10 protein-coding genes and 2 pseudogenes are annotated in these 10736 nt (G+C 71.0%); 7 read left to right on the top strand and 5 right to left on the bottom strand.

The window, feature by feature from the left end; translation table 11 throughout:
- Nucleotides 1–271: 271 nt before the first annotated feature.
- A pseudogene (locus ACFRAC_RS31460) lies at nt 272–1118 on the bottom strand (hypothetical protein).
- 86 nt (nt 1119–1204) lie between these two features.
- Here ACFRAC_RS31460 and ACFRAC_RS31455 point away from each other — a divergent pair.
- Nucleotides 1205–2239, top strand: a complete 1035-nt coding sequence (locus ACFRAC_RS31455) for a sodium-dependent transporter (RefSeq protein ID WP_382935822.1) — start codon at nt 1205–1207, stop codon at nt 2237–2239.
- A 7-nt stretch (nt 2240–2246) separates the two neighbouring features.
- Here the strand turns inward: ACFRAC_RS31455 and ACFRAC_RS31450 are convergent, their stop codons facing one another.
- Nucleotides 2247–2540 (bottom strand): ATP-binding protein, encoded by a 294-nt coding sequence (locus tag ACFRAC_RS31450; RefSeq protein ID WP_382935837.1) that lies wholly within the window; start codon nt 2538–2540, stop codon nt 2247–2249.
- 376 nt (nt 2541–2916) lie between these two features.
- Here ACFRAC_RS31450 and ACFRAC_RS31445 point away from each other — a divergent pair.
- Nucleotides 2917–3225: pseudogene (locus ACFRAC_RS31445) on the top strand (winged helix-turn-helix domain-containing protein); the annotation flags it as partial.
- A 396-nt stretch (nt 3226–3621) separates the two neighbouring features.
- Here the strand turns inward: ACFRAC_RS31445 and ACFRAC_RS31440 are convergent.
- Together ACFRAC_RS31440 and ACFRAC_RS31435 are read right to left on the bottom strand one after the other, a co-directional pair.
- Entirely contained in the window at nt 3622–4551 is a 930-nt protein-coding gene (locus ACFRAC_RS31440; protein WP_382935819.1) for a M48 family metalloprotease, read from the bottom strand.
- The gene (locus tag ACFRAC_RS31435) at nt 4548–4937 is read right to left on the bottom strand and encodes a BlaI/MecI/CopY family transcriptional regulator (RefSeq protein WP_382935815.1); all 390 of its coding nucleotides are present in this window, start codon (nt 4935–4937) and stop codon (nt 4548–4550) included. The genes ACFRAC_RS31440 and ACFRAC_RS31435 overlap by 4 nt, the downstream gene beginning before the upstream one ends.
- 138 nt (nt 4938–5075) lie before the next feature.
- Between ACFRAC_RS31435 and ACFRAC_RS31430 the strand changes: the two genes are divergently transcribed.
- The 5 genes from ACFRAC_RS31430 to ACFRAC_RS31410 are packed head-to-tail and all read left to right on the top strand — an operon-like array spanning nt 5076 to nt 9147.
- Nucleotides 5076–5744, top strand: coding sequence for a DedA family protein (locus ACFRAC_RS31430; RefSeq protein WP_382935812.1), 669 nt, complete (start codon nt 5076–5078; stop codon nt 5742–5744).
- On the top strand, nt 5741–6346 hold the full coding sequence (locus ACFRAC_RS31425) for a phosphatase PAP2 family protein (protein ID WP_382935809.1): 606 nt from the start codon (nt 5741–5743) through the stop codon (nt 6344–6346). The genes ACFRAC_RS31430 and ACFRAC_RS31425 overlap by 4 nt, the downstream gene beginning before the upstream one ends.
- Nucleotides 6343–7155 (top strand): phosphatase PAP2 family protein, encoded by an 813-nt coding sequence (locus ACFRAC_RS31420; protein ID WP_382935805.1) that lies wholly within the window; start codon nt 6343–6345, stop codon nt 7153–7155. The genes ACFRAC_RS31425 and ACFRAC_RS31420 overlap by 4 nt, the downstream gene beginning before the upstream one ends.
- Complete coding sequence (locus ACFRAC_RS31415; protein WP_382935802.1) at nt 7109–7771, top strand: response regulator transcription factor; 663 nt, start codon at nt 7109–7111, stop codon at nt 7769–7771. The genes ACFRAC_RS31420 and ACFRAC_RS31415 overlap by 47 nt, the downstream gene beginning before the upstream one ends.
- A complete protein-coding gene (locus tag ACFRAC_RS31410; RefSeq protein WP_382935797.1) occupies nt 7768–9147 on the top strand; it encodes a sensor histidine kinase in 1380 nt (459 codons plus the stop codon). Before ACFRAC_RS31415 ends, ACFRAC_RS31410 begins: the two co-directional genes overlap by 4 nt.
- 1142 nt (nt 9148–10289) lie before the next feature.
- Here ACFRAC_RS31410 and ACFRAC_RS31405 read toward each other — a convergent pair.
- Nucleotides 10290–10565 (bottom strand): hypothetical protein, encoded by a 276-nt coding sequence (locus ACFRAC_RS31405; RefSeq protein WP_382935794.1) that lies wholly within the window; start codon nt 10563–10565, stop codon nt 10290–10292.
- Nucleotides 10566–10736 lie beyond the last annotated feature (171 nt).

Genomic DNA, 10736 nt, shown 5'->3' with positions numbered 1-10736 from the left:
GTGCTGGACCGGCATCTGCACCACCTGCCACCAAGCCCTGCCCAGCAGGTCACCTTCAAGGCCAAGATCGAGACAGACCTAACGGAGTCCTACTATGTGGTGAGGATTTCAGGATCTTCTGGTCGGACATTCCTGATCGTGGGGGGGGCAAGGGCGCCCGTCTCCACGAGGGGGACGGGCGCCCTGTGACACATGGGCCGACTGCACAGGCCGGCTGTGGTGTCCGACCTTGTCGGTGATCGCCTCGCTTCTTGAACCCCTCCTCAGCAGTTCAGGAAGTCTGGCGGGCGACGCGCGCGGGGTCCGTAACGTCCCTCCGGGTCACCGCCAGGTACACCACCAGGCCGAGGATGACGGCCAGGAAGAGCCCGCTCGTGACGACGGTGCCGAATCCGAGGCCGCCGTCGCCGGTCGGCTGGGACAGGTAGTCGCCGATCGAGGCTCCGAGCGGGCGAGTGAGGATGTAGGCGATCCAGAAGCTCCACACCGCGTCCAGCCCCAGCGTGAAGTGCGCGATCGCTACGGCGGCGATGGCCAAGGCGAAGAAGACAGCCGAGAGCCAGTAGCCGAGGTCCATGCGCTCGGAGACAAGGTCGCCAGCAGCCGTGCCGAGGGCGAAGGTGAACAGTACGGCCAGCCAGTAGTTACACCTCGCGGCTGGTGGTGTCGACGCTGTGGATGGAAAGGGTTCGTTCCCGCTGGTACCAGACGACGAAGACGACCGCGAGGAGGAGTGCGAACACCCCGGTGCTCGCCTCCAGCGGGACGCCCATGTTGTCGGTGAGGTTGTCGCTGATCAGTGTGCCGACGACGCTGATCAGGGCGACAGCGGGCCAGTACACGCCCGCGCGGTACCCCGTGGTGCGGAACTGGACGACGAGGACGACCGCGAGCAGCGCGCTCATGAGCGTGGACACGCCGGTCAGGCCCAGGCCAGCCTTCTCGTTGAGCAGGTCGGCAGCGGTCTCGCCGACCGTCGTGCACAGCACCTTGATGATCCAGAAGTAGGCGGTGACCTCGGGTACCTTGTTCCAGCGCTGACGGTGGGAGTGCGGAGCGGGGGCACTCGTGCCCGGTTCGGCATCGGGAGTCTCGGAGAGTTCGTAGGTCGTGGGCAAAACGTTGCCAGCGGTTACCTGAACGCATCCTGACTGCCGCGCGGCTTTCCCGGCTCGCCGGGTCCGGTCTGATCACGATGGGTGCCATGCACACCCGCGCCGCGTCCTGGCTGCGGCACCGGCTCGGCCGCGCCGTCGTCCTGGCCTACACCCTCGCCCTGATCCTGCCCGCCCCCGGCCTGTGGCTGCGCCGCCCCCATTCCTTGCCGCCGTCGCATCTGGCACTGGACACCGCACCGCTCCTGCTGTCCCTGGTCCTGTTCTCAGCCGGGCTCCAGGTTCCCGTCCGCGCGCTGGGTGCCCTGCTGCGGCACCCGAAGGCTCTGCTCGCCGGTCTCGTGCTGCACCTGGCGATCCCACTGACGGTCGTTCCGTTTCTCGCGTTTCTCCTGCGACGCACCCCGGACACCGACGGCGGCAGCGGACTGCTCACCGCGATGATCCTCGTCGTGGCGATGCCCGTCGCCGCCGGGGCGACCGTGTGGACCGACAGGGGCGACGGAGATCAGCCGACCATGGTGGGTCTCGTCCTGGCCTCCACACTCCTCAGCCCGCTGACCACTCCCCTGCTGCTGGCGACGCTGTCGCCTCTGCTCAGCGGTGGCTACGCGCACACCCTCGCGGCCACCGGCCGCCTGGCGGGAAACGGATTCGCCCTCACCGCCGTGGTCCTTCCCTGCGCGGCGGGCCTGCTGGGCGCACTCGTCCTGTCCGCGCAATCGCTGGGCCGCCTAGTCGCCGCGGTGGCGCCGTCGGCCATGGCCGGTTCCCTGGTGCTGACCTATGTCAACGCCAGCGGCGCCCTCGGATCCGTCCTCACCCGGCCACGACCGCTGCTGTTCGCCGCGGCCCTGGCCGTGGCCGCACTGGTCTGCCTGCTCTCCTTCGTCCTCGGTGGGGTCGCCGCCCGCGTCCTGCGGCTGGAGGCGGGCACCGCCTCATCGCTGACGCTCGCCTGCGGGATGAACAACAGCAGCGCGAGTGCGGTGCTGATCACCGCGTCCCTGCCCGACAAACCTCACCTGCTGCTGCCGGTGCTGGCCTATGGGCTGCTGCAGAAGACCGCCGCGAACCGGATCATCAGCCGGCTGCGACAGGCTCCCACCGCGGCAGGCGCCTGAACGGTACTCAGCCGCCGCACTCGGAGCCGGGCTCCTCTCGGCGTACGGGCACGAGCAGGGTGAAAGCGGCAGGACGGCGGCCGGTCAGGGAGAGTCTGCCGCCCAGAGAGACGGCCAGGTCGCGGGCGAGGGACAGGCCGGTGCCGGAGCCCGCTCCCGCGCCGATGCGGCCGCGGTCGAACAGCTGGGACACATCGCTGTCGACCGTGCCCTCGTCGGTCACATCGAAGGCGACGGCTTCCACGAGGTCGCGGGCCATGAGGCGTACGGTGCCGCGCCCGTGGACGCGCGCGTTCTCCAGCAGGACGCCGAGGATCTCGGTGACGGGAGCGCCGAGGACGCCAACGTCGTTGCCCGTCTCAAGCCTCTGCCTCCCGGCGTCTGCCGTCGCGGGCGAACAGTCCGTGCCAGCGCTCCTCGGTCTCCCGGAGCACCTGTGACACGGGCGTGTCCGGGGCGGGCCGACGCGGCAGGCCGTGGAAGCGGGACAGGCGCGGCACCTCCTCCACCGTGCGGTGCAGGCGACGCGTGGTCGCCAGGGCCTCCTCCAGGGCCGGCCGAGTCCGAGCGGCGTCGTCCTGGGCGAGCCCCGCCTCCAGCGTCTACTGAGGCCCGGTGAGCGGGGTGCGTAGGACGCGGGCGCCGACGACTACCTCGTCGAGCCCTTCAGCCTGACCGTGCTGCTCGCCCGGCTCCGTGCCCATCTGCGCCGCCAGGACGTCGCCACGCCGCCGCAGGAACCCGTCCGGCTGGCCGACCTCGTTCTCGACGTCGTGGCCCGACGCCGCGCGCTGTACGACGCGGACGTCGACCTGCGTCCCAAGGAGTTCGACCTGCTCACCGTCCTGGCCCTGTACGCAGGGGAGGCCGTCTCCCGGGAAACCGTGATGGCCGGAGTCTGGGACGAGAACTGGTTCGGCTCCACCAAAACTCTCGACGTCACCATGGCCGGCCTGCGCCGCCGCCTCGCGCAGGCCGCCGACGCCTCGGTCCACCCTGGCAGCCTGGCCCGCATCACCACCCAGCGCGGACACGGCTACCGCCTGGAACTCTGCCCGGCCCCGTGGCGCGGCAGCAGCGTGCAGGCCGCTGGTCCGCCCGCGCCCTCGCTCGGGCAGCACTCACAGCCGCCGGGAGCCGCCGTACGGACTCGGCTTCACCGACCGCGGGGTGTCTGCCGCCGCATCGCCCTCCAGGACGTCCCACCCCCCGCGCCCGCGGCCCCTGGCGGCGAGCGTTCGGGAGCTCGGAGCCCTCACCGCGCCGGGCGCCGCCGATGCGACCGGCGACCTGCTCCGGCTGCTGAAGTCGCTCCTCGCCTGGGGATGATCACGCGGCAGGACGGTCGAGCTTCCGGCGGTGGCCGCCGGGGGCCGAACCGGTCAGGGAGCCTCCTCGCCCTGGGCGACCTCGACCTCGTGGTGGAAGTCGACGACGCCTGCCGTTCCTGCGGCGACGGACAGGACCGTGCAGGCCACGAGGAGGAACGCGGTACGGCGGGTGGTGCGCGGGCGCGTCCGGGTGGGTGCGAGAAGTGCGGCGACGCGTCGCGGCACCGGTCCGGTCGTCGCCGCAGGGGCGAAGTCCGGGCGGGTGGAGGGGGAGGCATTGCCGGCGAGGGCGGCGCGGGCGATAGCCGTGGCGATCAGGCGCCGGTCTCCGGTGATCTCCGCGGCGGCCTCGTCGGCGGCCCGCTCGGCGGCGAAGCGGATGGTGGCGCGGGTGGCGCGCAGGGCGGGGTGGCAATGGGCGGCGAGTTCGGCAGCGGCCAGGAAGTAGTGGTGGCCGGCCCGGTTGTGGGCGCGCTCATGGGCGAAGAGCGCCTCGCGCTCGGCAGGTCCCAGGCTGCGCAGCATGGCGGTGGTGACGACGATGCGGTGGGGCCGTCCGGGAAGGGCGTACGCGTCCGGATCAGGCGATTCGATCACGCACAGGTCACCTGCGGCCGGGCGGCGGCTGGCCTGCGCGCGGGCGGTTTGGAAGGCGCGGGTCTGCCGGAAGGCCGAGCATGCGAGGGTCCAGACGCTGAGGATGAGCACTCCGGTGGCCCCCATGGCGGCTGGGAGGACGACGTAGTCCGAGGGGCTCCGCAGGGGGTGGACGAGTTCGCCGAGGGCGGCGAAGGCGGGGAGTTTGAGCAGTCCGATCAGGACGAGGGCCCCGAGAGCGGCGACGCAGGCTCCCGCCAGGGCCAGGGCCGAGGCGGTGATCACCCACAGCGCGGTGGCGGGAGCCAGTCGGTCGAGGGTTCGGCGGCCCAGCGCCGGCGCGAGGAAGGGCAGGATCAGCGGTAGGAGCAGCAGAGCGGTCATCGCTCGTCACCCTCCAGGAGGCGGCGCAGGTGCTGCTCGTCGCCCGGACTGAGCTGGGCCACGAAGCGGGCCAGGACCGTCTCGCGGTCGGTGTCGCGGTCGAGTTCGCTGTGCATGCGCCGGGCGGTCAGGCCGGGCGCGTCCTGAACGGGGAAATAGGCGTAGCCGCGGCCCTGCCGCTCCCGGTCGACGACGCCCTTCTCGTGCAGGCGGGTCAGGATCGTCGTCACCGTGGTCCGGGCCAGGCCGGAACCAAGCTCGGTCAGCACACGTCCGGGCGTGAGCGGGGCCCCGGCGGCCCACAGCGCGGCCATGACGGCGGCTTCGAGCTCACCGGCCGGCCGCCTCTCGTCCCTCGCGTCCGTCTCGTCCCTCGCGTGGGTCATGGCAACGTTCCTCGCTCCGCCATCGTCTACAGTTCAGTAAACCGTCTACAGAGCTGTAGTCGATCGTCGGATGTTGCCGCGTCTCCGTTCCGCCGCCGCATCCGACTGACCGACAGAACGATGAAGGGGCCCCCGACGATGACCACAGCCGTACACCTATCGTCTCAGCTCGCCGTCAATCTGCTCGACGCGCGGTCGCTGCTGTCCGCGTTCGGCGTGCTGGGCGTGGGCGTGATCCTTTTCGCCGAGACCGGGCTGCTGATCGGCTTCTTCCTCCCGGGTGACTCCCTGCTGTTCACGGCCGGTCTGCTGTGCACCGGCAGCGCCGAGAGCGGCCTGAAGCTGTCACTCGCCCCGCTCCTGGTCGCCGCGGCGGTTGGGGCGCTGGCCGGCTCGCAGTGCGGATACCTCCTGGGACGTCGAGCGGGCGGAGCCCTGCTCGCCCGCAGCCGCTCGGCCCGCCTGCGCGAGGGGGCGGAACGCGCGGAGGAGCTGCTGGAGCGCTACGGCCACGCGAAGGCGATCGCCCTGGCCCGGTTCGTGCCCGTCGTGCGGACGGTCCTGAACCCGATGGCCGGTGCCCTGCAGGTGCCCCTGCGGACGTTCACCGTCTGGCAGGTGACCAGCGGCCTGCTGTGGAGTCTCGGCCTCACGTTGGCGGGATACGCGCTGGGAGCCTCCGTGCCGAACGTGGACCGCTATCTGCTGCCGATCGTCGCGGTGATCGCGGCCCTGTCGCTGATTCCGGTCGCCTCCGAGGTGTACCGCTCACGCCGGGCCGCGAAGGCGAAGGGGGCACGCGGATGATCATCGCCCTTGACGGTTCATCGGTCGACGGCTCGGCCTATACCGACGTGGTGAACCTCGCCCGGCGCTCGCCCGTCTGGCTGGACCACACGGTGTCGGACTACTCGACGTACGGGCTCGCTCTGTTCGCGGTGCTCATGGCCGTCGGCTGGTGGCACGCCCGGCATCGGGGCGCTACCGCATCGGTGACGGCGCTCGCCGTGCCGTTGGTCGTGGTTGTGGCCTTCGGGGTGGACGCGGCGCTGAAGGTGCTGGTGCGCGAGAACCGGCCTTGCCAGAGCCTGCGGGTGACCACCCTGGAGGCGTGTCCGGCGCCCGGCGACTGGTCCTTCCCCAGCAACCACGCGGCTGTCGCCGCTGCGGCGGCCGTCGCCCTGCTGTTCGTCTCCCGCCGACTCGGCGCCCTCGCCGCGGTGGCCGCCTGCGCGATGGCCGTCTCGCGTGTCTGGGTCGGCGCGCACTACCCCCACGACGTGCTGGCAGGCGTGGTGGTGGGCGCCCTGGTCGCCCTGCTCGCCATGTCGGCACTACGCAGGCATGCGGAGGCCGCAGCCCTGCGGCTCGCGGCCACCCGTCTGCGTGCGCTGTTGGTGGGGTCGTGAAGCGCGGCGAGGTCGCCGAACTGGCCGGCAGCTGCGGCCTCGGCGCGTGGACGGCGTTCGGCGTGCTGACCATGGTCGTCATGGGCCACGACGGCCTACCGCTGTTCGCGGACGCCGACCTCCTCTCGTGGTCTGTCGGCCACCGGCCCGACGTGGCGGTGGCGTTCGCCCGCGGGCTGACCGACACCGGGACCGGCGTGGTCCCGTACGCGCTGGCGGTGCTGGCCGCGCTCATCGCGGGGCGCACTCCACGGCAGCGCGCGCTCGCCGTCGCCCTCTGCCTGGGCTGCCTCGGGGCGGGTCAGGTGCTGCGGTACGCGGGGATGGCGCTCGTCGCCCGGCGGCGACCACCCCTGGCGGACTGGGCGACGCATGCCTCGGGATGGGCGTTCCCGTCCGGCCACACGACCACAGCGGCTCTCGCCGCGGGACTGCTGATCATCTCCGTCCGCGTGCGTGGCCCACGCTGCACGACCCCGTTGACCCTGGTCATCGGCGGTTGGGGTGCGTCGGTCGGCCTGACCCGCGTCTACCTCGGAGTGCACTGGTTGACCGACGTCGTCGGCGGCTGGCTCTTCGCCCTCGGATGGCTGGGCCTTTGCCTGAGCGTCGTGGCCTACTGGCTTCCCGACCGATGGACCCCCAGCGCGACGGACTCGGACTCGGCGCGCGGGACGGCAGAACCGACGGGCAGCACAGCAGGGGACCGAACGCATACGGCACCGAAACAGACGGACGTGGCACGAGAACGGAGCGAGGACCGTGCGCCAGACGATCCTGGTCGTCGAGGACGATCACGCCCTACGTGACGCGCTGATGCGCGGACTGCGCGACGAGGACTTCGACCCCGTGCCCGCCCCGGACGGCGCCACCGCCCTACGACTGGCCACCGCCGACATCTCAGCCGCCGTACTCGACATCGGGCTGCCCGACGCCGACGGCCGGGACGTGTGCCAGGCGCTGCGCGCCAATGGATTCCTCCTTCCCGTCATCTTCCTGACCGCTCACCACCGGCTGGGCGACCGGCTGTCCGGATTCTCGGCCGGAGGCGACGACTACCTGTCCAAGCCGTTCCACCTCGCCGAACTCGCGGCCCGCCTGCGGGCCGCCCTCAAACGGGCCGCACCGCCGCCTGCCGCCACAGCGGGCGACCTGGCACTGGACGCAGTCCGGCACATGATCAGCGTCCACGGCACCCGAGTCGACCTGACACCGACCGAGTTCCGTCTCCTGGCGGCGCTCATGGCGGCTTCCGGCGGCATCGTGCGCCGCCGCGAGCTCGTCCGGGCGGCATGGCCCGAGGGCGCCCAAGTACACGACAACACCCTCGACCAGTACCTCACCCGACTGCGACGCAAGCTGCGCAAGGCCGGCAGCAACCGGACGATCGGCACGGCCCGCGGGATCGGTCATCGCCTGTCATGAGCGGTATCCGCCATCGACTGCAGCCGACCATAGGCGCGTTCCTTCACCGTCTGGCGCCCCGCACGCTGCGCGGCCGACTCTCCCTCGTAGCCCTCACCACGGCCACGCTGCTGATGCTGGTCCTCACCGTCGCCTTCAACGCCGTCGTCCAGCACCGCCTCCAGCACCAGGCGGACGGCGAACTGCACACCCGCGCCGCCGCCGTCGCGACGACCATCGACACCACCGGCACGACCGTACGGGTCCTGGAGACCGCCAACGATGCCCTCCTCGACACGAACGTGTGGATCTACGTCGGCGGACGCCTGCTGGAAGAACCCCCGAACGCCGACCGCCTCACCCGCGTCGCCGGCGCCCTCGCCGCACGCGGCGGGCGGCGATGCGTCACAGCCGACCTGGACGGCCCTCTCCGGCTGTGCTCGCAGCCGGTGTCCGCGGACACGAGCGGGACTCTGGTGGTCACCGCGCTCGACCTCTCCCCCTACCGGAGTTCGGCCGACACCCTGCTCCTGGGATCGCTCGCGCTCGACGTCATGATGCTCGCCTGCACCTACGCCCTGACCCGACTGGCGGTAGGCCGCGCGCTGCGCCCGGTCCGCATGATGACCGACCAGGCCACACGGTGGAGCGCCGTAGCCTCCGAAGAACGCTTCGCCCATACACGGCACCCGGCCGAACTCGCGCGCCTCGGTGCATCGCTGGACGCAATACTGGACCGCATCCGCACCCTCCTGCGCCACGAGCGGCAACTCACCGGGGAACTCTCGCACGAGCTGCGCACACCTCTGAGCCGGATCATCGCCGAACTCGACTGGTGGCAGACCCATCCCCGCACCGTCGACCAGACACGCGCCACCCACAAGGTCATCGCGGAAGCAGCCCAGTCCATGCGCACCATCTGCGACACTCTCCTCGACGACGCCCGCAGCGGCACACGCGCCGCCCCGGGCACCGCCAAGGTCCTCCCCACGCTGCAACGCCTCACCGAAGTCCTCGACGCGCCATCTCACTTGACGGTCGCTGCTGACGGCCCACCTCTGAAGGCCGGAGTCCCACCCGCCCTCCTCGAACGCATCGTCAGCCCGATTCTGACCAACGCCTGCCGCTACGCCCGCTCCAAGGTCACCATCCGCGCCTACCGCGCGCCCGACGGCGTACGCATCGACGTCACCGACGACGGACCCGGCGTACCGCCCCCGTTCGCCGGACAGCTCTTCGAGCCCGGTCGGCGCGCGGATCCCGGCGACGGACACCCCGGAGCGGGGCTGGGGCTGCCGCTGGCGCGACGCCTGGCCCGCTCCGCCGGCGGCGAGGTGACGTACGCCCCCGGACATGCCCCCGGCGCACGGTTCATGATCAGCCTGCCCGCCGGGTGAACGCCCGCACTCGACTCCACCTGCGCGTCACGGCGTGACGTCGCGCTGAACGTCCCTGCGGGAGGCGGCCAGATAGCCGACGAAGCCGAGGATGGCCACCGTCCAGGACAGCGTGAGCGGGCCCAGGACAGGTCCAGTCCGCCCCTGCCGTGGCCGACGGCCATGGACTCAGCGGTGTGGCGAACCACCACCGCCTTGATTTTCCCCTCGGGCAAGTAGCCCGGCTCCTCCGGGCTGATCGACTCGTCCGCGCCCCAGTCGGCCCGCGAGGTGATCGGCGGCCGGGGTGCGGTGGACGGCGGGGCCGTCGGTACGGTCGTGGACGGGCTGGGCGAAGCCCACGGAGATGCGTACGTCGACGACGAGGCGCTGGGCGACGCGGTGTCCGAAGCCGACTCGGACACCTCCGGATCGGCGGTTACCGACTCCGACACGGACGGCTTCGGAGTGGAAGACTCCGGGGAGATCGTTGCCCGGCCACGGCGGGCGTGGCGCCGAGAGTTGCGAAGCTCTCGCTTTGCACACGGTGTACGCCGCCGGCTCAAGCCTTCGAAGCTTCCGCTGCCAGGGTCGATCATGTCGAGGCGCAGGCCCACGGGCAGCCGTGCCGAGCCCTTTCCGTTCACCCGCACCTCGACACCGTCGAAGGCACCCACCCAGGCAGGCTCGGTGCCGCCGCGAGCCGCGTTGCTCTCGCCCTGCCTGCTGCCCCCGTCGAGGGTCAGCCAGTCCGACGAGGTTCCGGACGCCACCTCACGTGTGCGGACTTCTACCGTGCCGACCACCCTTGTGGATGGACGCTCCCATGTAACTCCGGGCATGCTGAACGGTTTCATGTCCCGCTTGCCCCAGTTCGGCGGACATGCCGTCCGCCGAGGGTCTCAGGGCAGCCGTGCGGGTATCGACCTTGCCAGCTGCGTTCTTTCTGTGGTTCCGGGAAGCGTGAGAGGAATCGCCCACCCCCTGGATCACGAGCACCCCTGAAATGCCCACAGCCACTACGGCGGCCGTGGCCCATTTCGACCAGACCCCATATGTCCGAAGAAAATCATTGTCTGCACCTAAATAAGATGCATGCAACGTGAAGTGGCGCGCCCTTCCGGAGATGAGCGCGCATTGCAGGACTACTGGCTGTGACCTGGCTATGCGGAATAGCTGAGTTCGTGCCTGCGGCGGCTACCGCGAATCTCTCGGATGGACAGAAGGACGACTGCCAGGTTCAGGGGGAAGGCGACGGCGTTCGCCACCGCCGGGATGTCGAACGCCCGCAGCAGACTGGCTGCCGCAGCGATCAGGAAAAGGGAAAAAGGCAGGAACCTGCGCCAGGTCGGGATGTCTCGCATCCGGGCGACAGTGACGGAGCACCACAGAGTGAGGCAGAAGAAGACGATCCCGAAAGCGATCACTGCGGGAAACATGCGAGGTATCTCCACAAAAAGCGGCCAAGGCCGAGTCAATGAGCAAACTGGCCTGCGGCAGCGCGGATGGGGCAATGAGGTGGTGGGGGGGCGCCCGCGGGGGGGGGGCGGGGGCGGGGGGGTCCGCCGGCCCCGTTTCCGTGTGCGGTCGGCGGGCGGTCATGTGCGCCG

This window comes from Streptomyces sp. NPDC056628 (genome assembly GCF_042792555.1).
Classification (GTDB): Bacteria; Actinomycetota; Actinomycetes; order Streptomycetales; family Streptomycetaceae; genus Streptomyces.
This window is presented reverse-complemented; position numbering and strand designations above follow the sequence as displayed.

Coding starts and splice junctions, on each gene's coding strand:
- ACFRAC_RS31455 (WP_382935822.1), top strand. CDS start 1,205: ATGCACACCCGCGCCGCGTCCTGGCTGCGGCACCGGCTCGGCCGCGCC.
- ACFRAC_RS31440 (WP_382935819.1), bottom strand. CDS start 4,551: ATGACCGCTCTGCTGCTCCTACCGCTGATCCTGCCCTTCCTCGCGCCG.
- ACFRAC_RS31435 (WP_382935815.1), bottom strand. CDS start 4,937: ATGACCCACGCGAGGGACGAGACGGACGCGAGGGACGAGAGGCGGCCG.
- ACFRAC_RS31430 (WP_382935812.1), top strand. CDS start 5,076: ATGACCACAGCCGTACACCTATCGTCTCAGCTCGCCGTCAATCTGCTC.
- ACFRAC_RS31425 (WP_382935809.1), top strand. CDS start 5,741: ATGATCATCGCCCTTGACGGTTCATCGGTCGACGGCTCGGCCTATACC.
- ACFRAC_RS31410 (WP_382935797.1), top strand. CDS start 7,768: ATGAGCGGTATCCGCCATCGACTGCAGCCGACCATAGGCGCGTTCCTT.
- ACFRAC_RS31405 (WP_382935794.1), bottom strand. CDS start 10,565: ATGTTTCCCGCAGTGATCGCTTTCGGGATCGTCTTCTTCTGCCTCACT.